This is a genomic window from Asticcacaulis taihuensis, assembly GCF_900100255.1.
GTDB lineage: Bacteria > Pseudomonadota > Alphaproteobacteria > Caulobacterales > Caulobacteraceae > Asticcacaulis > Asticcacaulis taihuensis.
The window spans coordinates 35,442-60,603 of the sequence record NZ_FMTS01000008.1; the positions used below are offsets into that span (position 1 = coordinate 35,442).

The window sequence follows — 25,162 nt, forward strand, 5'->3', positions numbered from 1 at the left end:
ATTTATCTCAGGGCGCATATCGCTGCGGCGCGCCGGGGAAGGTCAATTCGATACGATCCAACACAACGCCCGGATCGAGAGCATAGATTTTCACCGCATGGTCGCCGCGCGACAGGCTAACCTTTCCCGCCTGCCCCAAGGCCGTATTGCTCAGCACATTGCGCTTCCAGGTATCGCTGCGGCCGACCGTCTTGAAATCGACCGTCTGGATGGGGCCGTCATCAACCTGAACGCCGACCTTGAGCCCGGTCTCCGGCGATAGCGGATGGGTCGGCAGGGCAATCACGGTGAGGTCAGCCTCGCCTGCGCTGGTGGTGAAAATACTGTAGCTCAGGGGGGTGACAACCTGAGGCTGGCGATGGCCCGGCAGATCGAGGCGCGAACGCAGGACGCGACCCTGGCTGCCGAGTTCGTCGATTGCCTCCCAGTCACCCGAAGCGGTCGACGCCGCCGGGATCGTCACCTGCCGCTCCGTCTCAACGGCATCGACCGGTGCGGAAGGCCCGTCCACCACATCAACGGGCACGTTGAAGGTCTGGGCGCCGCAGGTGATCGTCATCCGGCCTGACTGCCCCTGCCCGTTCCAGTGGAACCCAAGACGCGACTGCCAGCGCGATGCTTCATCGAGCGTCAGGCGCGTCGTATCGGTGCTGATACCGGCGATTGGCGTGATCGTCACCGGCGTGTCTTTGGCCTCGCGGCTGTAGACCTCGATCACCTGATCGCCGGGCACGCCACGCACAAAGGTCAGGCGCGGGAAATCATGGGCATTGATCACCCGCCCGCCGGAAAAAGCCAGGTCACAGCCGGTCCGGTCCGAGGCGGCATAGTGCGGCCAGGCGGGCGGCGTAAAGACCGGCAAATCCCGCGGCCGGGCATCCATCATATGGCGCCACTTGCCGTTTTCCAGGGCGTTGTAAGCGGCGGTATCCGTATCGATGCCCGCCTGCGCTGCTTGAGCGTCCCTGACATAGCTGTTGGCGCCCGCGCGGCCATCACGCGCATAAAGCGCCGCCAGATCGAGCGACAGGATGCGCTTATTGAGATTACCGGCGCTGCGCACCGGGTAAAGCACCAGCTCGAAATAGGCGGCCTGCCTGTCCACCGGCAGGGTGGCGCCCAGCGCTTCAGCGCGCGCGGTCAGGCGGGCATAGGCCGCCAGGCGCGCCTGCGCCTCGTAACCATCCTCGCCGATAAAGCCATCGGTCTGCGGCCGCGTCACCGGCTCGACGCCGTTCCAGCCGAGAAACTCCGGCCGCCGGCTAAAGGCCAGGTCGTAATAATCCATCAGTATGGCGGCAATGTCCGTCGCCGAGCCATCATCGAACTGCGTCGCCGCCCACCGGCGCAAGGCCTCGCGCGGTGACGTACTGAAACCATCGGCGTCAAAGGCCAGATCGAGGGCATATTGCGTGAGAAACTCGGCGGGCTTGATATCACCGACATTGAAGATCCATTCGCGCCGCGACTGACGCGACCAGGCCTTGCCCATTTCCTCGGCGATCAGGCCGGGATGGGTGGTGGCCAGCCAGAGATAATCGTGCGGCTGCCCCCAATAGGACAGGTGATAATAGACGCCCGTACCGCCGGGGCGCTGGATTTCCGCCTCGGTCGGCAACTGGCGGATATAGCCGTAATTGTCGTCGGGCCACAGAAGCGTAATGTCTTCCGGCACCTTGAAGCCTGACTGGTAGGTATCGAGTACCTCCTTGTAGAGCGTCATGGTCTGCGGAATTTTGTCAGCGGGCTTGCTTAAGGTCCGGCTCAGGATATCGCGTTCGCTGTCGAGCGCGATTTGCAGTCCCTGGCGCGCCTGATCCTGGGTGTCGGCGCCTTCCATCGGGGTGTCGTGAACGCCGCGCAGGCCCACCGTATAGAGATTGTCGAAACCCTTGACCTCCGACACGCGCTTTTGCCAGTAGGCCGTCATGCGGTTGCGATTGGTGAAGATATTGAAAGCGCCATCACGCTTTTCGTTCCACTCGCCGAAATTGTTACGCATCAGCGCTTCGGAATGTGAGGTGCCCATCACAATGGCATAGTCATTGGCCAGTTTCGGATTGGCCTTCATATCGTAGAACGGCGTCGAGACATCGTGCATGGCCGGCCACAGGGTATTGGCCTTCAGACGCCACATAAGTTCGTAAATGCGGGCATAGGTTTTCGGGCCGATATTGCCGGTCTGGGGATCGTAGGTCTTGGCTGCCCAGGGTTTGAGGCCCCAATCCTCGTCATTGAGAAAGATGCCGCGATAGGTCACGGAAGGGGCTTTCGACGTGACGGGCGCGGCGGACACGTGCAGGCGCTCGACGCGGCGCGGCGCGACATCGGCCCACCATTCCCACGCGGACACACCCATTTCGCGGCTCAAGTCAACCACGCCATAGATCATGCCCCTTCGATCGGCGCCGTAGATCAGCAGGATATTCTGGTGCGCAGATGTGGTGATGACTACGCGCCCGTAGCGTTCCCAGGCGCCCGAAAGGGTCGCGAGATCGATATGATGGAATTGCGCCAGTTGCTTCACCAGCGGGCTTTCCAGATCGCCGATCACGACACAGTCGGGCCGGCACGCCGCAAGGCGGGTCGCAACGACCGGCGCCTGGCCGGTTATTTTTTGCAGATCACCGGCCAGCATTCGCGCCGCCAGGCCGGGAGTGGCGCCCTTTCCGCTGTAGACGACGCTGGCCACATGTCCGCCGTCATAAAGCGCGAAATCCGGCGACTGCGCCCAGGCGCCTCCCGCCATCATGGCAGCCATCAGCCCCACAGCAGACACATATATTCGCCGGCTTCGCTTCATTGACGCTTCCTCGTCCTGATCAGCGCTAGCTTATTTGCGACACGCTTTAAACTGATCGACCAATTATCAAGCAGATCAGTCACGTAAACGCAAGGCAAAACCAGAGCGCTCTAAACAAATCCTGTCTAAATCACTCTATTTTCAAAGCCGGCCATGTTACGATCTTGATCATTTGGCCAACCAATTATAGGCTCCCCAAAACGCTAAATCCCGCCGGAAAGGACTCATCGTGATACAGCACAGTCGCCGCGCCCTGCTCCAGACTGCCGCCCTCCTGACGGTGCCGCTGCCAAACTCTGTGACCGCTACGCCCGCCTGGAGCGCGCCACAAAAGGCTCAGCCCGCCGATGACCTCGCACCGCGCGAACGCATGTCGCTGGATTTCGGCTGGCGCTTTGCGCTGGGCCACGCCACCGAGGTGCATCGTGATTTCGACTTTGGCCTCGACCAGAAGACCTTCGCCAAACAGGGCGCCAATGTCGCCACCGCCGCCGCACTCGATTTCGATGACAGCACCTGGCAGCCGGTAAACCTGCCGCACGACTGGGTGATCGACCTGCCTTTCGCCAAAAACGACTATTTCATACCGCCGGCGAACCCCGAGGACGGTGATTCCGCCGCCGGTCATGGCTACAAGGCCGTGGGGCGCAAGTTCCCGGAAAACAGCATCGGCTGGTATCGCAAGGTGTTCACCCTCACCAAGGCCGACGAAGCCAAGCGCCTGACGATCGAGTTCGACGGCATTTTCCGCGACGCCACCATCATCTTCAACGGCTATATCCTGACGCGTCATGACAGCGGCTACTGCCCGGTGACCGTCGATATCACCAACTTCATCAATGTCGATGGCCCGAACGTGCTTGTGGTCCGCGCCGACGCCACCCTGGGCGAAGGCTGGTTCTACGAAGGCGGCGGCATCTATCGCCACGTCTGGCTGGTCAAGACGGCGCGCACCTATATCGATCAGTGGGGCGTATGCGTTCGCGCCGATACCTCCGGCAAGCTGTCGATCGACACCGATGTGACAAATGCCACCGATAGCGACCGCCAACTCCAGGTCGTCTCGACCGTGATGGACCAGGACGGCAAGGTGGTGACGCAACTGACCGGCGCCACCGATGTGAAAGCGCGCAAGGGCGCCACCCTCAGTCAGACCGGCGTCCTCTCGCCGGTACGACTGTGGTCGCTGGACGACCCGCACCGCTACACGGTGCTCACAGAGCTGAAGGACGGTGACACGGTCATCGACACCTGCATCAGCCGGTTCGGCGTCCGCGATGTCCGCTTCGATGCCAAGGAAGGCTTCTTCCTCAATGGCCAGGGAATGAAGATCAAGGGCACTAACAATCACCAGGACCATGCCGGCGTTGGCGTCGCCATTCCGGATGCCATGCAATACTGGCGCGTAAAGCAACTGAAAGACATGGGCGCAAACACCTGGCGCTGTTCGCACAACCCGCCGACGACCGAACTGCTGGACGCCTGCGATGAGCTGGGCATGATGGTGATTGATGAGACCCGGATGATGACCTCGACGCCGACCGGGCTCGAACAACTGGAAACCCTGATCCGCCGCGACCGCAATCATCCGAGCATTATCCTGTGGTCGATCGGCAATGAGGAAACGGCGCAACAGGGCACCGAACGGGGTTTAAAGATCGCCATGGACATGCGCCGACTGGTCAAGTCGCTCGATCCCATCCGGCCGGTCACGGCCGCCATGAACCACTATATGGGCCACGGCATCACGCCGGCGCTTGATGTGATGGGCTTCAACTATCATGAATCGGATATCGAGCCATTCCGCAAGCTCTACCCCGACATGCCGATCGTCGGCACCGAGACAGCCAGCGCAGTTTCGACACGCGGCGAATATGTCCGTGATGATGTGAAGGGCTATGTACGCGCCTATGATCTCGACGCCCCCTCCTATGCCAAGACGGCCGAGGCCTGGTGGACGCTGTATAATTCCAAACCCTATCTCTCCGGCGGGCTGGTATGGACCGGTTTCGACTATCGCGGCGAACCGACCCCCTTCAATCGCTGGCCGGAAATTTCCTCGCATTTCGGTATATTGGATACCTGCGGCTTCCCGAAAGACATCTATTATTACTACAAATCCTGGTGGCAGTCCGAGCCGGTCATGCACCTTTTCCCGCACTGGAACTGGGAGGGACAGGAAGGCCAGGATATCGCGGTCTGGGTCCATTCCAATCTCGACGCGGTAGAACTGTTCGTCAATGGCAAGAGCGCGGGCCAAAAGACGGTCGTGAAAGATCGCCACCTCGAATGGTCGGTGCCCTACGCGCCGGGATCGATCACCGCCTATGGCTACAGGAACGGCAAGGTGGTGATGAAGCAGACGCGCAAGACGGCGGGGCTGGCCTACAGCGTCACCCTGACGGCGGACCGCAGCAGCTTCAGTGCCGATGGGCGCGATGTCATCATGCTGAAGGCCGAGGTGTTCGACCGCGCCGGCGTCCCCGTGCCGCGGGCCGACAACCTGATCCACTTCGATGTCGATGGCCCGGCCCGTATCATCGGTGTCGGCAATGGCAATCCGACCAGCCATGAGGCCGATCATGCCACCTCGCGCATGGCCTTCAATGGTCTGGCTCAGGCGATCCTGCAAGGCCAGCACAAAGCCGCCGGCACCGTGACGGTGATCGCACGCAGCAATGGCCTCGTCTCCGGCCGGGTGACGCTCAAGGCAATGGACGTGCCCTTGCCGGCGGAAATTTAGTATAAATTCGGAAAAGCAGCCAGCAGCCGGTGCCGCAAACCACGATGGGATGGAGAGGTGGCAATCATAAGCGGGCGCGTTTCTTACCCCTCCGTCTCGACGCGCTTCGCTTGCTCGACACCTCCCCTCCAAGAGGGGAGGATAAAGAGCACGGGTTTTATTTTGGGCGCGTAACGGCCGGGGCAGTCGGGTGGACTTCATTGATCGTGCCGTCCGGATTATAGATCATCGGCTCTATGGCGATGGAGCGCCTGTAGTCGCCGCCGCCCGGCAGGAGGCTGTTATGATAGAACAGCCAGGACTTGCCCTGACGCTCGATGATCGCCTGGTGGTTGGTCGAGATCGGCAGGTAGTCGAGGATCACACCACGGTAGGCATACGGTCCCATCGGCGATTTTGACGTGGCATAGACGATTTGCCCCGGCCAGCCCGTCGAGAAGCTGAAATAGTAGAGCCCGTTATGTTTATGGAAAAACGGCGCTTCACCGTACTTCTTCTTCGGATCATCCGACGGGAAGCCGGTGATGACCAGGTCCATGATCGGGCCGTCTGTATGGATCATGTCGCGCTTCAGCTTGACGATCTTGGGCACGCGCGTGCCGAAAGCCAGGTAAGCCTGGCCGTCGTCATCGATCAGCACGGTAGGGTCGATCGGCTCGGCGCCGGCATTGGCATCGCGTGCCTTGTCGATCAGCGCATCGCCCCTGGCATCGACAAACGGCCCTTCCGGTGATTTCGACACGGCCACACCGATCTTGTCGCCGCCGACAGGCGCATAATAATAGTATTTGCCATTGCGATAGGCGGCTTCCGGCGCCCAGGCCTTGGCATCAGGACGCGCCCATTTGAACACGCTCACCGACAGGAAAGACCCATCGTCCTGCCAGTGTTCCAAGTCCCTGGAGCTGAAGACGCGCCAGTCGGTTGAATCCCAGTACTTGCCGGAATTGTCCTGATCATTAGTGGCGTACAGATAGTAGCGGCCCTTGAAATAATGCGGCGACGGGTCGCCATTGAAACGAGTGGATATCGGCGCGCCTACAAAGGCGTGGGCCGCCGCTGAAAAAGCCGCCAGTCCCAGGACGATGCCTATTGCCGTTTTCAATTTGCACTTGGTCTTCATAGTCTTGTGACTCCTGACGGTTATGGTTTCATCGCCCAACGGCCGGGCTGGCTGCCTAGCGTCAGTTCAAGGGTGCCGCCTGTCATGATTTCGGCCTGCGAAATCCAGGGTGTATTCAGCGGTCGGCCGTTCAGAGTGGCTGTCTGGATGTAGATCTGGTCCGGGCCGGCATTGCGCGCGATGAGGGTAAAGGTCTTGCCGCTTTCCAGATGGATGACGGTTTTGGGCTGATGCGGCCCGTGCAGATAGAACAGGTCGGTGCCGAGCTTCGGGAACAGGCCGATACGGTTAAAGACATAGTGCGAACTCATGGCGCCATTGTCTTCATCACCCGGATAAGCGTCGGCGGAAAACTTCTTGAAAATCTCATTGGCCCAGTAGGTACTCAGGTCGGGCCGCCCGACATTGCTGAACAGCCAGGGCGTTGCGAAGGATGGCTCGTTGGTGATATCGATCAGGCCCGATGACAGGGCATGCTGGAGACGCCTGATGAACATATCGCGGCCGCCCATGGCGGTGACCATGCCGGGGATATCGTGCAGCATGTCGTAGGAATAGATCCACGCCGTGCCTTCGTAGAAACCGACATTGTTGTAGGTCTTGCCGTCCCAGCCCAGTTTCGGATCGATGTCCTGGAAGGCGCCATCAACCTGTTTCGGCAGGATGAAGCCGGTATAGCCGTCGCTTTCCGTTTTCGCATTCCAGACATTACGCCACATCTTCGCGCGCGAGGCCAACACCGCCGCCTCGTTTGTGTGGCCGGTGCCTTCTGCCAGCTTGCCGGCATAGAAGTCATTGAGCGCGAAGCCGATGGTGGATGACCCCGACCGGGCACGCTGGTTATCCGGCTCCGGGCTCTGGTCGCCGACCGCGAAATAGAGCTGGCTCAGGTAGCGCGGGCTGCGGCGCTGGAAGGCGTTGAAATGGGTGACGCGATAGGCGTTCTGCCAGTTGACACCGGGCACGCCGCGGATCAGCCCCTCTCCGATGACATTATCGACCTCGTCACCGCCTTGGCCCACATGGTAGTTCCGACCCGCGATAAAGGCGGTATCGAAGGCGCCGAAGCGATCAAAGGCATGGACGATGGAAGCGATATTGCCGGCATAGTCATGCGGGCGGATCAGCGACATAAGCGGAAATTCTGTGCGGTAAGTATCCCACAGGGTATAGTAGTCGTCCCAATGGGGCGTGCCGAGATCGGCGTCGGCCTGGTCGAGCGAGCGGTCGCGCGGCTGGATGGCGGTGTGGTAAAGCGCCGTATAGAAGCGCTTCAGGTTGGCTTCCGACACACCGGAAATTTCGATCTGGCTGAGCGAGGTGTTCCAGGCCGCTTGCGCCGCCTGACGGACGCCGTCGAAATCCCAGCCGGGGATGTCATGATCCAGAAGGGCCTCGGCCTTCTCGGCGGAAGTGAAGGAGACGGCAATCTTCATCAGCACCGGCTTCCCGCCTTGCGCATCGAATGACCACCAGGCGCCGAGCCTTTGATCGGCGGGGGTGGCGCCCGAGGTCGCGCCGGCAAGGGTTTCGCCGCCTTTGAATACGCCCCAGGCCTTGGGCTTCTGGTCGACCTTGGCGCAGAACCAGATATCGACCAGGGCCGGGTTCCAGTAGCCCTTGGCCTTCACATGGCCGATGATCTTGCCTTCCGCCGGATAGAGCGTCACATCCGCCTGATCAGAGGCCACCAGTCCCTTGATCTTGCGTGTAATGTCGAAGACGAGCTGCGCCTGATCCGTCTGCGGGAAGCTGACGCGATAGATGGCGGCATAGTGCGAGGGCGTCACCTCGACGCGCGTCTGGTAGCGATCAAGCGTCACAGCATACAGATCGGCCGCCGCCTGCTCGCCGGACTTCTCGGAAAGGTGCGCCGCCTCATCGAACACCGGCGCACCGACCTGCGGCGATACCAGGAAGGTGCCATAGGTCGTCACCCCGCCGGAGCCTTGCGTATGCAACTGGCCAAAACCGCTGATCGGCGCCGCTGGATCATAACCGGCATTGCTGCCGGTCAGGGTTTCCGGACTGGGATGAATAGAGCCCGACGGCAGGGCCGGCCCCGGCACTGTATCGCCCTGATTGTCATTCCCCACCCCAACCATCGGATTGACGTAAGTGTAGAGCGGTACCTGAGCGTAGGCCGGAAGCGTCCATAAACAGGCGACGGCGCATAACAGGATGGTTTTCATACGTCTTTCCGCTTCATCATTCAGGCACGGTCAGGTTGGCCGCGCAATGTTGGGCAATGAAGTCGCTATGGCTCGGCATGTAGTCGCAGCACCGGGCAATGACATCGCGCATTTCCGCCAGCCACTTATTCAAGGCTGCCTCGTCAAGTGTCATGGCCAGGGGATCAGGCGCCGCGGGCCGAAGGCCCTGCCCCCACATCACCGCCAGCCAGCTCTGAATGCGGAACTGTTCTCCGGGAATTTCCTGAATACGCCCGCGCGACTGGAAGAGATCTATCCTGTTTTGCAGGCTGTCGGGAATGGACATGGACGCGCAGTAACGCCAGAAATCAGAGTCCCTGCGCTCGCCGGCGCGATAGTGCAGGATGAGAAAATCGCGCACGACCTCATATTCGCGCCCCATATCGGCATTGTAGAGGTCGCGGTCCGCATCGGAAAATCCCTTGTCCGGGAAGAGATATTGCAGATAGGCGATGGCCTTCTGGATCAGCATGATGGCGGTCGATTCCAGCGGCTCCAGGAAACCGGCGGCCAGGCCGATAGCAACGCAGTTTTTTTCCCAGACCTTTTTTCGCCGGCCGGTCCGGAAGCGGATCAGGCGCGGATCGGCCAGGGGCGGCCCTTCGAGATTGGCCACCAACTGATCGACGGCCTGCGCCTCGTTCATGAAAGCGCTGGCGAAAACCAGGCCATTGCCATCGCGGTGCTGCAACGGGATGCGCCACTGCCAGCCCGAAGCACGCGCCGTAGACCGCGTGAAGGGCAGCGGCGCGCCATCGCGGGCGGTCGGGACGGCCCAGGCGCGATCGCATGGCAGCCAGTGCGACCAGTCCTCGAACCCGACACCCAGGGCCTCGCCCAGAAGCAGCGACCGGAAGCCTGTGCAGTCGATAAAGATATCGCCATCAACGGACCGCCCCTCGTTCAGGGACAGACCTTCGATCGAACCGTCCGCCGTCAGCCGAACCTGCTCGATCCGGCCCTCAATACGCTGGACGCCGGCAGCTTCCGAAATCTGGCGCAAATACCTGGCGTAAAGGCTGGCGTCGAAATGGAAGGCATAGGTGAGGTCCGCCAGAGGCGAATTGGCCCCGGAAGGTCGCATGAATTTGCCGTGCCGGGCAGCCAGGCTTTGCAGATTATAGGCTTCCAGGGTGTCAGACGGATTGGCAAGCGCGTGCCGCAGCCAGACACTGTGAAATGGCAAGGGGCCGTAATCCCGGCCAGGCGCCCCAAAGGGATGGTGGTAGGCCCGTCCGGCTCCACCCCAGTTGACGAACTCGATACCGAACTTGAACGTCCCTCTGGTGAATCGCAGAAAGTCGTCTTCGTCGATGCCCATGACCTGATTAAACACATGCAGGTAGGGGGTTGTCGCCTCCCCTACCCCGACAATGCCGATCTCATCGCTTTCCACCAGAACGATCTCAACCGGCGTCCCGTGCAACAGCCGGGCGAACCAGGCGGCCGTCATCCAGCCGGCCGTGCCACCGCCGGCGACGACAATTTTTCGGATAGGTTCAGGCATTCAGGCTCCTGTGATTTCCCGCCCCCTTCCCCATCCAACGACAAAGGACGACGAAAAGCGACTCCAAAAAAAGAGCCTGGCCCCTGGGGAAGGGAGCCAGGCTTCTGGGAAGGTGGGCGTCAATCAGGGAGATAGGGCAGATTGACGCCTGGAGGTCCCAAATGTGCGGGCAGTAGGGAAAAGCCACCCGCACGGTAAGCAGAGGACTAGAAGTTCGCCTTGACGGTCAGGGTATAGGTGCTGCCATCGTAGTCGATCCAGCGAACCAGCTTGTAGTCGTTTTCGTATTCAAAACGCTTCGAGTTCGTCATGTTGTACGCATCCAGGGATACGGTAACCCGGTCATTGACATTGTATGACGCGGAGAGATCGAGCTGGCCACGAGCCTTGACCGAACGGGCGCTGCCGCTGTAGGTGCCGTTCGCGTTAAGCGGATAATCCGAACGCCAGTTGTAGGTGGCGCGAACGCCCCACTTTGTGGTCTCGTAATAACCGATGACATTATAGGTGTGTTTCGAGATGCCTGGGAACGGCGCCAGCGACGGGCTCTTTGCCTGTGTGAAGGCGTAGTTGAAGTTGCCGCCAAAGTTCTTCCAGAAGCCCGGCAGGAAGTCCAGGTTCTGCTGGATGTTGAACTCAAGGCCATGCACATAGGTCGGCTTGTCCAGATTGTAGCTGCCGGAAGCGTAGATGTAGACGGTCTTCGTGCTGCTGCTCAGGCTGGTGGCGATACAGTTCGTGCCGTTCCAGTTGAGCGCACCATAACCCCAGTTGGAACCATCCGCCGGGCACAGAATGGCCGGATCGCTGGTGCCGGCAATGCGTCCCGTGATCTTCTTGTCGAAATAGGCCAGGGAGATCAGGCTGTTCGGACGATTGTACCATTCCAGGGACAGGTCGTAAGAGTCAGCCAGATAGGGATGGAGCTGGTTATTCCCGATCGTGACAGACGCCGTGTCAATTTCCATGGACGGAGTCGATGAGCTGCCGTCACGCAAAACTTGCCCGAAGATGGAGACCGGCGAATACTGACGCGCCTGCGGACGGACATAGGTCTTGTAGTAGGCGCCACGAAGAACCAGATTTTCCTGGATATCGGCGGCGAAAATGGCCGACGGCAACCAGTAATGATACTTGTTCTTGATTTCATGCAGGCTGAAATTGGACAGCGAGCCTACGCCGTCAGCAAACGCAGAGGTCTGGTCAAGCGTTTGTATCGTGTTGGCCGTGTCTTCATAGCGCACGCCGAAGTTACCGCGGACACGATGCCCGATGATCTGGGTGTCGTACTTGGCCTGGATATAAGCTTCGGTGAGGTCGTTGCTGTTGGTGTAGTTGTAATTGGCAAAGGCGCCATCGGCATAGAGGATATTCAGACCGACGCTGGACAGACCGCCGCCATTATAAGCGGTGACCGGCGTCACGGCGGACAGGAACTTCTCAGGGTCGATAACTTGCCAGTTCTTGGAGATCGCCGCGTTGCCGTCCATGAAGTCATCGACGGACGGGGCTGTGACGAGCATATCGGCGGTCAGGTTTTGCAACTGAAGCCCGTAAGCCATGTTACGGAAGCCCTTGGACTTGAAGCGGTTTTGCTCAAGGCGCACGCCGCCCTGGATGCTGGTGATAGGGCCGAACTCCACAAAGCGTTCAAGATCGAACTGAGCCGAATTGACCTGGTTGTAGGCATAGCTCTCAGAACCTGACACGTTGAGGTTATAGGCGCCATCCGCCGTGTACCAGTTCTCAGGATCGCTCGCTGACCAGACCGTCCAGTCGTGCATCAAGGAGTTCTGAGGCGTCGGTGTGACGGCATAGCTGAAGTCGCTCAGGCTGCCCAGGCCGGTGTTGAAATTGGCGGTAATGCCATTCGTTCCGCCCGAATAGTTCGGATTGGTCTGCAGATCGAGTTCAGTTTCAAGCGACGAACTCAGGCCGTTTGAGATCGACAGAACGGCTGCGGCGCGCCACTTTTCATTGCGCCAGTCGGCATTGGCGACGAGGCCCTTGGATTGCTGGTGCTGCGAATACAGGCGCGTCGATGACTTGGCCGGGAAATTGGTCATCGTGATGTCAGGATAGAGGTAGCGTCCGTCTGAAGTCGCCACCGGGTCGCCATTCGTGGCCACAGTGCCCGCGCCATCCCACATCGAGTTGATCAGGAAATACTGCGTCGTCTTCGGCAGGTTACGATCCGTATAGAAGCCGACGATACCGAGCTTGGTTTCGTCATTGGGCTTCCATTCAAGGCCGGCGGAACCGGTCCACAGGTCGCCCTCGTTGACGCGGGTGTACTGACGCAGGGCGCTGTCATACCAGGCGCCGGCCGTGCCCTTGGAACCCGTCGTGCTGTCCACATAGGCCGCCGCTTGAGCATCGGTCATGTTCAGAGCGCTGCCCAGGGAGCGACAGAAGGCCGTCCCAGAGCTGGTGCAGGCCGTCGGGGAATAGAAGGCGCCGTATTTTGATGCAAAATCGCTGGCGGAAAGGCCAGTCCCCTGAGCGGTGAGGACACTGTAGGTGTTGAAGCGCAGGGTATCGCGGCGGAAGTTTTCGTGCTTGTAGGCAAGCGTTCCGAAAACGGCGAGCGTCGGGCTGATATGCTTGTTGTAGCCGAGGGTAAAGGCCGGCGACGACAGCTTACCAAGCGTATTATATTCGTAAGCTGCCTTGGCGAAGCCGCCATCCTTTCGCGACAGGGCGGGCGCAATCTGCATGTCGACATTGCCCGAAAGGCCGCCCGACTGGGCATTGGCCATGGGCGACTTCTCGATCATGAAGGCGCTGAAGATATCCGAATTGAAGGCGCCCAGCGGACCGGAGGAATCGTTGCTCAGGGAGGGCGGATCAGCAAACGCCTGACCATTCAGAGTGGTGCGGGCATAAGAACCTGGCATACCGCGCAGGTTGATGGTGGCGTTGCGGCCCTCGGCTTCGCGGTTGATCTGGACGCCCGGCACGCGCTGCAGGGCTTCACCCACGTTCAGATCCGGAAAACGCCCCAGACCGTCCGAAGAGATACCGTCGGTAATTTCAATATTGTTACGCTTGGATTTTACTGCGTCCGCATAGCTTTTGCGGAAACCCGTTACTACGACTTCGGTCGTATCTGACGGGGATGCCTGAGCTGCCGCATCCGCTGTGCCTGAAGCCGTTTGCGCAAAGGCCGACGAGCCGATCAGCAAGGCCGCTGTCGCCGCCCCCGCCAGGATAATGTGTTTTTTTTGCATTTTTTGTTCCCTTTATTCTTGATTATTCTGAATTCTGCGCGGCAAGCCCCGCAGAATTCAGGTTGAGCCAATACGCACGCCCGCCGCAGTCGCGATGGACCTTATTACCGCCCCCGCAATTGCAGCCGGCAGATCACACTAGAAAACTGAATTCATCGCACGCGACACATCAACCAATTTCGATGGTTTCGCATTTCACTTCTGCATGTGGTACGGATACCCGCCGACCGATCATGCCATTTACCAACTAGCCTGACTCACTGATAAGCATTTTGGCGAACCCTGTTTGGTTTATATCTTTTGTCACACAATATACGCTTTTAGCAAAATAGATCAACCAATATTTCTTGATCTCGCACATCATTTTCTTCAAATTGGTTGGCCAAAAAATATTTTTCTGTATTAATTCAGCATATTAACGCATTTATTGCCGCTTCAAAAAATTGACACATACTTGACGAATTTCACAAATTGGTTATCCAAATACCCCACGCCGTTGAGTTGCAGACCAATGTGAGCGATAACAGTTTGTACAAAAGCAGGATGGACCGCTAAGACGCCACACCGCGTCATTCAGCTTGCGGCCGTTAAACAGGGCGAAATTGGATGACCGATTCGAAGAGAAAGCCATTGTACATATCGGGGGGACACGTCATATTGCCGGCGTCTCGCGGGACCGATACAAATGCGCGCACAACCAAGCCCGCCTTAAATCCGAAAAAGGCCAAAATGATCACATCGCCAGATAAGGAACCGCGCTTTTACCAGGCCGTGGGCCAGGATCTGATCGAGCGCATCATGTCCGGCGAGTTCAAGGCCGTGGAACGCCTGCCCAGCGAACGCGAACTGGCGGCGGCCTACGATGTCGGCCGGGCGGTCATTCGGGACGCGCTGGTCATGCTTGAGGTCAAGGGGCTTGTCGAGGTCCGGCAGGGCTCAGGCATCTACGTCACACGCCGCGCCTGGGAGGCGCAGGCCCTGAAACTGAACGACATTCCGGCCAGCCAGATGCCGGAGGCCCTGCCCGCCGCCGGTCCATTCGAATTGCTCCAGGCCCGGCAATGGCTGGAAAGCCATATCGCCCGCCTGGCCGCCACCTATGCCACAGATTTCGACCTGAAGGCCATTTCCGAAGCCTATGAAGATCATCAGCGCGCCCCCTATGGGGAGGTCAAGGAAGCCATGGATATCCGCTTCCACCTGACGATCGCCCGCGCCACGCAGAACATGGAACTGGTGGCGGTCGTACAGCAACTGCGCAATCGCCGGGAAAACAATCCGCTGTGGGCGCGCCTGAGCGAGCGTATCCGCGACCCAAACTACCGCGATCGCTGGGTTATGGACCACAATGAACTGGTAGACGCCCTGCTGCGCCGCGATCCGGAAGGGGCCTATGTCGCCATGTGGCGTCACATTGAAAATGTCCGCAAGTTCCTGGAATCCCAGATGAATGACGGCAGCGAAGCCGGCTGAGGCCAGGGGAATAGATACGCGGCGGGCCGCCAGACACGACCCGCCGCACCTCTGGACTAGTTTAACTGGACGACAACAACAGACTTCGACGGAATGTCGAGGGTCAATTGGTTGCCCTTGATCTTGCCGCCCTTGTAGTCGACGGGCGCGACCAGCGCCTTTTCGCCCGGCAGGTTGGCGGCGTCCATCTTGTCCGCCGTCAGCACCTGGCCGCCGACCTTTGTCACCTTCAAGCCGCTGACATCGACCGACAGGACGATATTATCCGCCGGGTCCATATTGGCGATACCGATATAGACGTGACCATCCTTGCCGCGCGCCGCCGAGGCGTTGAAGGCTGGAATGGTGTTGCCGCCGGCGCTGTATTGCGGCGCGGTGAAGGTTAGCGGCAGGGCCGTGGCATCCTGGAAGGGCACATACATCTTGAAAGCGTAATAGGTCGGCGTCAGCTCGATCTTGTCCTTATCGGTCAGGATCATGGCCTGCAGGACGTTGATCGTCTGGGCAATGCTGGTCATCTTCACGCGGTCGACATGGTGATGGAAGATGTTGAAATTGGCGGCGGCCAGCACGGCATCGCGCAGGGTGTTCTTCTGGTACAGAAAGCCGGGATTGGTGCCCTTTTCGACGTCGTACCAGGTGCCCCATTCATCAACAAACAGACCGACGCGCTTTTGCGGATCGTACTTGTCCATGATGGCTTCGTGCTTGGTGATGATCTCTTCCATCTTGAGCGTACGGGCGAAGGTGCTGACCCACTGGTCGGTGCCGAAACCCGTCGCTGCCCCCTTGGCGTTCCAGTCACCGGTCGGCAGGGTGTAATAATGCAGGGAAATGCCATCCATCTCCCCGCCCGCCATCTTCATCAGGGTATCGGTCCATTCATACTGCTCGGCATTGGCGCCCGAAGCGATCTTCAGCCCCTGATTGGTGGCGCTCTTGTGAAAGAAGGCCTGGAAGCGACGATATTCGTCGGCATAATATTCCGGACGCATCTGGCCACCGCAACCCCAGCTTTCGTTGCCAATGCCCCAGAAGGCGACCTTCCACGGCGCGTCACGGCCATTCTTGCGGCGTTCATTGGCCAGGGTATCGTTGCCCGGCGAGGTCATGTACTCCACCCACTCGCGCATATCCTTCGGCGAGGAAGACCCGACATTGACCGAGAGATAGGCTTCCGAGCCGATCTGGTCGATGAAGTCCATGAATTCATGGGTGCCGAACTGGTTGGTTTCCGGCGCATCGCCCCACCAGTTGTTCTTGCGTACCGGGCGCTGGTCACGCGGACCGATGCCATCACGCCAGTCATATTCATCGGCGAAGCAGCCACCTGGCCAGCGCACGACCGGCACATGCAGATCCTTCAGCGCCGCCACAACATCGCTGCGGATACCGCGGACATTAGGAATCTTGGAGTCGGGTCCGACCCAGATACCGTCATAGATACCGCCGCCCAAGTGTTCGGAAAATTGTCCGTAAATATAGCGGCTGATCGTGCCACCGTTTTCGTCCGCTTTCAGCGCCGCATCAGCGCGCAGGGTATCGGCATTGGCAGCCTGAAAAGCGCCCGCCGCCAAAGCCAGCGACAGACAGGCCGTGGAGACCAGGGATCTGATTTTCATATCACATTTCCTCTATTATGTATTATAGTCAGACAATTTAGCCGAAAGCTATAACAGGCGCAATTGGTTATCCCGCGCCTATACTTGATTAATTTTACTCCTGAGCCACAGGATAAAAAAAGCGCCTTCGCCGTTAGCCGGCGAAGGCGCCCAAGGGCCGGTCATCCCAGAAACCCACCCGGCCGGAACCGGAGGGGTAAACGCTTCCGACAGGATGATCAGCGGCAGTTTCGCAAATATGTGTGCTTACTTTTCATCATTGCTGGCTCAGTTCCGCGACCACATCATAGGCATCGCCGCGATAATAAGAATGGCTGAGTTCGCAGGTCCGGCCATCGGCCAGGAACCCGCGCCGCTCGATGAACAGGCCGGCCTCACCCGGCGCCACCTCAAGCTTTTCTGCCTGTTCCGCCGCCAGGGACACCGCTCTCAGGCGCTGCAGGGCGCGCACCGGACGATGCCCCGTCAGGTCGAGGGCAGCGTAAAGCGAGGACGTGATCAGCCCGAGCGGCGGCAGGCAGAAGGCGGGAATGGTGGTATATTCAAGTGCCATCAGCGTATTATCGGCATAACGCAGGCGCACGAACCGGCAGACCTCCGAACCGGGCGACAGACCCAGGGAAAGCGATTCTTCGGGCGTGACCGTGCCGCGCGCCTTACTCAGCCATTCCGAGCGTGGCGTACTGCCGCGCGCCAGCATGTCCTCGCTGAAGGAGGACAGTTTGGCGAAATTCTTCTCCAGACGGCGAATGACAAATGTGCCGGCGCCCCGGCGCCGCGCGATCAGGCCCTCCGCGGCCAGCCCTTCGATGGCCTTACGGACCGTGATCCGCGCAATGTCGAAATCCTCGGCGATCTGCCGTTCGGCGGGCAGAACATCATTGACGGCCAGGGCGCCGGTATGGATGGCGCGGCGCAGGTTGTTCTGCAACTGAATATACAAAGGTGCGGGATCTTCGCTTGTCAGGTCTCCCAGCGTATCACGCAAGGACAACCGACCAGTCAGGTTGGAATGGGGGACCGATGTATTCATCTGTTCAGACCATTATCGGCGCCGTGGGCCAGCAGCAGCGCCCCTTCCACGGCATCCTGTTCGGCCGGCGTCAGAAGGCGTCTCGCGTCCTCATCCAGCCAAGGCAGGATAGGTTCTGCCAGACCACCGACCAGGGCGATGCGTGACGCGCCGATATCACGCAGACGGGCAATATAGCGGCCAATATCATCGGCCACGTCCCGTACAAGTCCGGTAGCGATCGGGTCGCCGGCATCCGCGGCTTCCATGATCATGGGGGCGAGCGTGCCGAAATCGCTGGGCGTGGCCGTGGTGACGAAAGCGATCACATCGGCCGGATTGCCGCCGAAGGAGGCGATGACTTCGCGCGTAAAGGCGCTGGACGGCGCGACCTGGTCATGACCGCGCAGAGCCGCACGCAGGGCCGCACGTCCCAGACCGGCGGCGGAGCCATCATCTCCCACCTCGAAGCCCCAGCCACCGACGGCGTGGCCCACACCATCCACAAAGGCATAGCCGGCACTGCCCGTGCCGGCAATCAGTATGGCGCCGTCGCGTCCGGAAAAGGCCCCCAGACAGGCGGCGTGGGCATCGCTCGCCGCGAAAATACTGCCAAAGTCTGGCCCGGAATCGATCGTCACCTGGGCATTCATCTCGGTGGTAATGCCAGCCAGTCCCATGCCAATGTGGATATCCGGCAAATCGGCGTGGGAAAGCTGGGCCTGCGCCAGGGCTTCGTCGACGGCGACCATAATATTCTGCCAGACCGTGACAAGGCCCAGACGGATATTGGAGGCGCCGCCAAGTCCCTCGCCCAGGATTTTTCCGGCACGGTTTTTCAGGCGTGCGCGGCATTTGGTGCCGCCGCCATCGATGCCGATATAATAGAGAGGGGTATTAGCCTGTAACATGATCGTAAACTCAAATCTTGATAATGATATTCTTGCGGTCGAGCAGGAAGCCTAAGCCCCAGCAGACCAGCATATAGACGATGGCGCAGATCAGCGAACCGAGCGCACCGGGAATAACCGCCTGGAACAGGTGAATACCGATCCAGTCATAGAGGCCCTCCCCGTTCACCTTGATCAACTGGAGCACGGTGACGAACAGTTCGGAGAACAGGTAGATGGCAAGCGGATTTCGCCCGAAGATTTCAAAGAATTTAGTGCCGCGCGTTTGTCCGGCGATCTCGACATAGCTGATCAGGCCACCCAGGATCACCAGGTCTATACCGATGGTCAGCAGCACGAAGGAGCTGGTCCAGATACGTTTGGCCAGCGGGAAACCCAGGCTCCACAGCAGGCCTGCCGCGACGAACACCGCACCACCGATCAGCAGGTTGCGCACCAGAAGCGACTTGTTTTCACTGCGGCTGATATAGCGGCCCGCCAGATAGCCGGCGATCACATTGACGATGGCAGGCAAGGTGCTGAGCAGGCCCTCCGGATCGTAACCATGCCCTTTGCGATACATATGGTTGATGCCGAGCACGGCCTGATCGAGCAAGGCCCCGGCATTGCCAAGCGGCGTCAGTTGCTGGCCGGGCACGCCGAACATCATCAGGATCGACCAGTAACCGACCAGAAGCAAAACGCACAGCGCAATCAGATATTTGACCGACAAATAGCGGCAGGCAATGGCGGCAATGCCAAAGCACAGGGCGATGCGTTGCAGCACGCCCATAATGCGGGTCTCGCCGATCGGATTGAACGCCCAGCTACCATCGCCCTGCTGATGCACGAACGGGAACCAGTACATCAGGTAGCCGAGCAGGAAGATGATCCCCGTGCGCTTCAACACCTTCAGCAGATAGTCCTGGTGGCTGACGCCGGGCTTCATGGCGAAGCTCATGGCGTTGCCGACCGCGAACAGGAAGGAGGGGAAAACAACATCGGCCAGGGTGAAACCGAACCACTGGGCGTGCTGCAGGGTGGCGAAAGGCTCCGCTCCGGCGCCGGCCGTATTGACCACGATCATGATGCAGACGGTCAGGCCGCGGAAGACATCCAGGGATTTATAGCGCGCGGGCTTCATGCGCAAAGCTCCAGCAGGGTTTTGATATCGGCCAGCGGATCGGCGGGCACATGGCGGGTGTAGGCGGTATCGGCCTTGACCCACTCATGTTCCCAGTCGGTAATGGCGGCCGTAAAAGCGGTCTGGTCGAAGGGTGTTTGCGCGATCACAGACTGGCGCAAGCTTGCTAGGAACTGCGTCCAGCGCGGCAGGTAGAAATCGGCGTAAAGCCCCTGCCAGGCCTTCGACGCATAGTCGTTGAGATTGCCCTTGCCGCCCCACACCGTCACCTGCGCCTTTGCGTTCTCGACATAGTAGGCGCTTTCGGCCGGCGTGTCGCCATAGGCGCGAGCGTCGTCAATCCAGCTCGACAGGGTTTCCTGCTGCGCGCCCAGAAGGGCATCAACGCGACGGGCCAAGTCGCTCAGATGCTTGACGGCCGCATCGCCGCCCGCCAGATCGCCGGCCTTATAAGCACCGATCGCCGCCTGCAGGCTGGCGTCGATCTCGAAACCGGCCAGATGGCGCGCGGCATCGATGATATCGTTGCGGAACAGCTTCGAGCCACCAAGCTCAGTACCAAGTGCCAGAAGCTGCGCCAGCGCCTGTTTCAGCAGCAAGGGATTGCCTGGCAGGGGCGGAAATTCCGTTGCATCGATTGTTGGGCGCTTGAAGAACAGATAGGCACCTGCCCGGCTTTTCCACCAGCGCGGCGTCCAGTAGCGCGTCTGATAGATGGCGGTTTGCAGATTACCCCAGGCCGCCAGCAGGGCTGGCGAGGTCTGGCCGTAGCGGGCGCGGGTGTAGACCTTCAGCCAATCGGCAGGCGCCGCATCTTCCCAGGCCAGGTCGTAGAGATATTCATAAACGACGCTGTTGCTGTGCAGGCCCTCGGGAAAAACGCCGAAGCCTTTGAGATTGCGCGTCTTGTCGCTGGCCCTGATGGCCGCCAGGTCGGTGCGGTAGAAATCGAGATCGCCATAGACCGGGTTTGAGCCACCGTAATTATGGACATAGCCGTAGATCCACGACTTTCCCTTGAAGGCGTCGGCGCGGGTCCAGACATCCGGGTAACGGTCGTTACCGATATCGAGCACCATCAGCTTGTCATCGGGGACGTGGCTCAGGAAGGCGCCGATGGCATCGCTCGACCAGAAATCACGGTCGGCGCCGAAGAGCCAGCCCTGCATCACCCATACAGCATCGGGCCGCGCCTGGCGAATGGACTGATAGATGGCGGCGCCGTAATCTGCCAGCCGCGCAGCCTTGACCGCCGGATCGACGGCCTCGGCGGCTTTCACGTTGGCCGTGGCGTCGCCATAGCTGGCCTTAGCGGCATCGGAACCATCCGCAGAAATCGGCGGGAGCATTTCATTGAAAGAGTCGGCGAGGTAATATTGCCCTTCGCCATAGGTTTCGGTGTAAAGCGCGATGAAGCGCCCCGCCAGTTTGGCGAACAGGGGATCGGCCGGATCGAGCCAGTAGGTTTCGTGGAAGCCTTCCCAGGCGCGCATCTTGTAAATCCGCGCGTCGGGATGTTTTTCGGCGAAGGCCTTGGGCACATAGCCGCCGAAAGCCGGCAGGATCGGCATCATGCCCAGTTCGCGCATCCGGCTAAGAATACGGCGTTGCAGGTCGCGTTTCTTGACGATCCATGCCTGCGGTACTGGCGTGTCATAGCCTTCGATATTGCCCATGCGCTGCCAGGGCGTAAAGGCGGGCCCCGAGAAATAGGCGGCCAGTTCGGCGTCGCTCAGGCCATTTTCACGCCATAGCGCCTGCCAGACAAATTCCTGGCCTTCCATGGCCAGCGGCATATCAATGCCATGCAGGGCCATCCAGTCAATCTCGCGCTCCCAGCGCGGCCAGCCCCACCAGGGCGTGGTATAGCCGAAAGTGCAGGTATTCATATAGACGCGATGGCGGAAGGGCGTTTCGACCCGGCGCTCCGCCGTGGCCGGCCATTGGTCCGGCACCGCAATACGGTCACCCTCCCAACTCACTTCGGCCAGGCCATTGTTTTTGAGATAGCTGTAGATGCCGCGTGTCAGCGCCACAGGACTTGAACCGGTCACCATCAGCTTGCCGCCACGCGTGGCCACACTGTACCAGGGTCGTGGGCCGGACATAGGAGACAGTTTGAAAATAACCGATTTTGCCGTCCCGCCAATCAGTCGCGTCAGTACTCCACTGGCGGCCGTCGCCTCACCGGCCTGCGCAGCTTCCCCCGGAAGCAGCGCCAAGCCGGCCAGGCCGAGGGACTGCAGGAGCGCCTGGCGACGTGAGAGCGGGTAAGGCATAGGCGAAATCCCAAAATCCATTCAGTATAGACAGAAAGTCCGGACAGCGTAATGGCACACATTACACTGTCCGGGTTTGACCCGTGGAGGGAAGCAGGGGGAGGAAATACTTTAAACCTCTCCCAACGGGCCATGCAGGACGAAAGCGCAGGGCTTAGATGGCGACCTCACCCCGCGCGCTCGCCTACATCTTGTATTGAAGGCTGATATAATAAGAGGAACCGGTGACGCTGGTCATCTGCCAGCGGCTCGCGATGTCCTTATACGCTTCTTCCTTTTCATTGGTGATGTTGAGCGCACCGAAGGACGCGCTGAGGCGACTGTTGATATTATAACCGAGTGTCAGGTCGTAGAGGGTGCGGCCGCGGATCGTGTGGCCTTCACGTGCGAAGAAGCTTTCCGCACTGGTCTGTGTGTAGGCGCTGCGATAATTGGCAGACAGACGGGCGCTGAAGGTCTTGTTTTCCCAATAACCTGTCGCGTTAAATGTGTTTTCCGACAGATTGGCGAGATGGAAACCGGATGTGCCCTTGCTGGACGGCTCGACGTGCGTATAGTTGCTGGTTACACCGAAGCCCTTAACGGGAAGCCAGTGGTCGAACGATTGCTGCCAGTTAATTTCGAAGCCCTTGATCTTGACGACCGAGGTATCGTTCTTTGTTTCAGTTATGTCGTAGATCGCGCCCGTCGTGGAGACACAGTCGCCGTCACTGTTGGTCGAAAGCGCCGTTCCATCGAACGATGCCGGACAAACCAGGGACGAATAGGTGCCGTTCTTGACGTCTTTCAAGAAGCCTGAAAGGCTCAACCCGTTGCCATCACCATAGTACCACTCAATACCGAGATCGAACTGGTTGGCCGTCAGAGGTTTCAGGGTGGCTGCACCCAGCGCAATGGTATTGACCGTTACACCGTCCGAATTCGTACCGGTGCTGATCGTCGTCGCCAGATTGGAATTGGTGTCGAGAATCGGCCGGACCAGAACCTTGGCCGCTGCCGCACGGATAAGCAGGTCAGGCGTCAGGTTGAAAACAAAGTTGGCCGACGGCAGGACGTTGTCGTAATCGGTTGGCGTCGAATAGGTGCCCGTTACCAGCGAGACATTCGAATTCACTGGATTGGAACCCGACGCCAGATAGCCGTTCACCAACTGCTTGGTGTCCTCGTAGCGGATACCGAGATTGCCGTGGAATGGCACGTTGAAAACATCGCCCTTCAGATTGGCCATTGCGTAGACCGACGAGATGTTACGGCTGACGCTGTAGCTGCCTGTTGGATCGAAGACGGTCGGCACATCGATGCCCGATGCGGCCAAAGCTGCCCGGTAAGCGATGATATCCGGCACCGCCCAGGTCCGGTCAACCGTATCCGCACCATCCAGGAAGTTGTCTACGATCGTGGTGGATACCGGGCTGGCCGGCGTATTGGCGGCCGACAGGCTTCCATCTAGGTCACGGCGGGTCGAATAACGCGACAGGGTATCGCGCTTGACCTTGCCGCCAAACGACACCGAGCTCAATATGCCCATGTCGATCCAGCGCGTGGCATCGAACTGGGCAGCGACCTCATCGGAGATATTGGCGTGCTGGGCGCCGTCCGGATATTCGTTACGCGTCAGTAGGGCGCTGTCATAGGACGCCGCATCGGACAGATCGTTCGAAGTGGTGAATTTGATATCGTTCGGGTCGCTCATATCAAGGGTCGACGAGGCGATATTGATGCCGAGAATGGCGGCCTCTTCGGTCAGGTAGGCCTTGCCCTGCGTATAGTGCAGCACACCCTTGAGGGTCCAGTTGTCGAAGCCGGTCCACTTGACAGTGCCGGTCAGGGCCTCGCTCGACAGATTGCGGGTTTCCAGTTGACGGTTATTTTCCGCGGTATAGTTGGTCTGGGTTGTCTTGAGGGCGGTGAGGCCGTCACTGTCCTGGGTCGTGATATTGCTCTGACTGAACAGGAAAACCTGTTGAATGGTATCATAACGGGTATTATCTTTTGAATGGATCGCCGAAAGGCCAAGTTCCAGGCCGGCAACCGGCCGGTACTGAACGGCAACATTGAACTGCTGACGCAGAGTGTCACGATCAATGCGGCGATAGCGGATACGGCGAGGCGTATAGAGTGTCGTTCCGTCGGTATTGGCGGAAGTAAACCAACGGTCCATAAACAGATAGTCGGCGCGGTCACTCAGTTCCTGATAATTGGCGCCGAGGAATACACCGAGCTTCCCGCCGTCAAATTGGTCAACATAAGAAATGCTGGCTTTTGGGGTTATTCCGCCCTTGGCATTGTTCGACTTCTGCCCCTTAACCGAGACAACCAGTTCGCGGCCCTTCTTGTCGAGCGGGTGAACGGTCTCGATATTTACAGTGCCGGCCAGACCGCCGGCGTCCATATCTGCGGTTGGGGATTTGTAAACCTGAATGCTGCTGGCCAGTTCGGTTTGAATGATGTCGTAACGGAAGCCGTCGTTAAAATCGGCGCTTGCGAAACTTTGGCCGTTGACGGTCGTCATGGCATACTGCGGACCAAGCCCACGAATACTGATCGTCGCACCGCGACCATTGACGTTCGCCATTTGCACGCCCGGAATGCGCTGAATCGCTTCGGCAATGTTTTCGCTGGGGAACTTGCCAAGGTCTTCAGATGAAATACCATCAGAAACCCGCGTGTCATTCTTCTTGTTCTTCAGAGCCGAGGCGAGGCTCTTGCGAAAGCCGGTCACGACCACTTCGGTGGCATCATCGGCGGGCGCTGCGGGCGAGGCCGCTTCCTGGGCCATGGCCGAAGACACCGTGAGCAGGCCCGCGAGAGCCGTGCTGAGCAAGGCGTAGTTCTTGAACGTCATAGTCTATCCCCTTTTAGATTAAAGTCACGAACAGCCGGCGTTTAGGTATGCGTGGCCGGTCTGCTTCTGACGTGACAGGTGTCATGTTTTCAGCCTTCAAACCAATTTGGCGGGAGACGATACCATTAGGACCGTATTGGAGCGCCAATTGTGAAATTGAGACTATGGCTGCCAAATTGGCCTGTCAATTTCATTATTGGCAGCATGACAACTTTTTGTCGAAGCTCTACAAATTTCAAATTTGTTTAACAGTGAGATGTTTTCCGAGTTTTCCGGAT

Annotated in this window: 13 protein-coding genes; 2 read left to right on the top strand and 11 right to left on the bottom strand. The window is 59.2% G+C overall.

From position 1 onward, the window contains the following. Positions 1 to 7: 7 nt before the first annotated feature. Complete coding sequence (locus tag BLO49_RS16125) at positions 8 to 2,803, bottom strand: glycosyl hydrolase 115 family protein (RefSeq protein WP_245679071.1); 2,796 nt, start codon at positions 2,801 to 2,803, stop codon at positions 8 to 10. 229 nt (positions 2,804 to 3,032) lie between these two features. Between BLO49_RS16125 and galA the strand changes: the two genes are divergently transcribed. Next, positions 3,033 to 5,546 carry a beta-galactosidase GalA gene (gene galA, locus BLO49_RS16130; RefSeq protein ID WP_090650444.1) on the top strand — a complete coding sequence of 838 codons (2,514 nt, stop codon included), beginning with the start codon at positions 3,033 to 3,035 and terminating at the stop codon, positions 5,544 to 5,546. Positions 5,547 to 5,703: 157 nt separating this feature from the next. Here the strand turns inward: galA and BLO49_RS16135 are convergent, their stop codons facing one another. The 4 genes from BLO49_RS16135 to BLO49_RS16150 form a co-directional block, all read right to left on the bottom strand. Then, entirely contained in the window at positions 5,704 to 6,669 is a 966-nt protein-coding gene (locus BLO49_RS16135) for a family 43 glycosylhydrolase (RefSeq protein WP_090650445.1), read from the bottom strand. Between the two features lie 20 nt (positions 6,670 to 6,689). Then, complete coding sequence (locus tag BLO49_RS16140; RefSeq protein ID WP_090650447.1) at positions 6,690 to 8,861, bottom strand: GH92 family glycosyl hydrolase; 2,172 nt, start codon at positions 8,859 to 8,861, stop codon at positions 6,690 to 6,692. Positions 8,862 to 8,877: 16 nt separating this feature from the next. Then, positions 8,878 to 10,389: a tryptophan halogenase family protein gene (locus BLO49_RS16145; protein ID WP_090650449.1), complete on the bottom strand. Its 1,512-nt coding sequence runs from the start codon at positions 10,387 to 10,389 to the stop codon at positions 8,878 to 8,880. Positions 10,390 to 10,595: 206 nt separating this feature from the next. Continuing rightward, positions 10,596 to 13,619 (bottom strand): TonB-dependent receptor, encoded by a 3,024-nt coding sequence (locus BLO49_RS16150; RefSeq protein WP_090650450.1) that lies wholly within the window; start codon positions 13,617 to 13,619, stop codon positions 10,596 to 10,598. A gap of 729 nt (positions 13,620 to 14,348) precedes the next feature. On the opposite strand from BLO49_RS16150, the gene BLO49_RS16155 reads away from it, so the two are divergent. After that, on the top strand, positions 14,349 to 15,092 hold the full coding sequence (locus BLO49_RS16155) for an FCD domain-containing protein (RefSeq protein ID WP_090650597.1): 744 nt from the start codon (positions 14,349 to 14,351) through the stop codon (positions 15,090 to 15,092). Positions 15,093 to 15,148: 56 nt separating this feature from the next. Here the strand turns inward: BLO49_RS16155 and BLO49_RS16160 are convergent, their stop codons facing one another. The 6 genes from BLO49_RS16160 to BLO49_RS16185 all read right to left on the bottom strand — a co-directional run bounded on the left by BLO49_RS16160 (position 15,149) and on the right by BLO49_RS16185 (position 24,884). After that, positions 15,149 to 16,714 carry an alpha-N-arabinofuranosidase gene (locus BLO49_RS16160; RefSeq protein ID WP_090650452.1) on the bottom strand — a complete coding sequence of 522 codons (1,566 nt, stop codon included), beginning with the start codon at positions 16,712 to 16,714 and terminating at the stop codon, positions 15,149 to 15,151. Between the two features lie 256 nt (positions 16,715 to 16,970). Further along, on the bottom strand, positions 16,971 to 17,708 hold the full coding sequence (locus tag BLO49_RS16165; RefSeq protein ID WP_090650599.1) for a GntR family transcriptional regulator: 738 nt from the start codon (positions 17,706 to 17,708) through the stop codon (positions 16,971 to 16,973). 35 nt (positions 17,709 to 17,743) lie between these two features. After that, complete coding sequence (locus tag BLO49_RS16170; protein WP_090650453.1) at positions 17,744 to 18,637, bottom strand: glucosamine kinase nucleotide-binding domain-containing protein; 894 nt, start codon at positions 18,635 to 18,637, stop codon at positions 17,744 to 17,746. A 10-nt stretch (positions 18,638 to 18,647) separates the two neighbouring features. Further along, positions 18,648 to 19,760: an acyltransferase family protein gene (locus BLO49_RS16175; protein ID WP_090650455.1), complete on the bottom strand. Its 1,113-nt coding sequence runs from the start codon at positions 19,758 to 19,760 to the stop codon at positions 18,648 to 18,650. Further along, complete coding sequence (locus tag BLO49_RS16180; RefSeq protein ID WP_090650600.1) at positions 19,757 to 22,039, bottom strand: alpha-N-acetylglucosaminidase; 2,283 nt, start codon at positions 22,037 to 22,039, stop codon at positions 19,757 to 19,759. The genes BLO49_RS16175 and BLO49_RS16180 overlap by 4 nt, the downstream gene beginning before the upstream one ends. A 184-nt stretch (positions 22,040 to 22,223) precedes the next feature. Next, positions 22,224 to 24,884 (bottom strand): TonB-dependent receptor, encoded by a 2,661-nt coding sequence (locus BLO49_RS16185; protein ID WP_090650457.1) that lies wholly within the window; start codon positions 24,882 to 24,884, stop codon positions 22,224 to 22,226. Between the last annotated feature and the right edge of the window lie 278 nt (positions 24,885 to 25,162).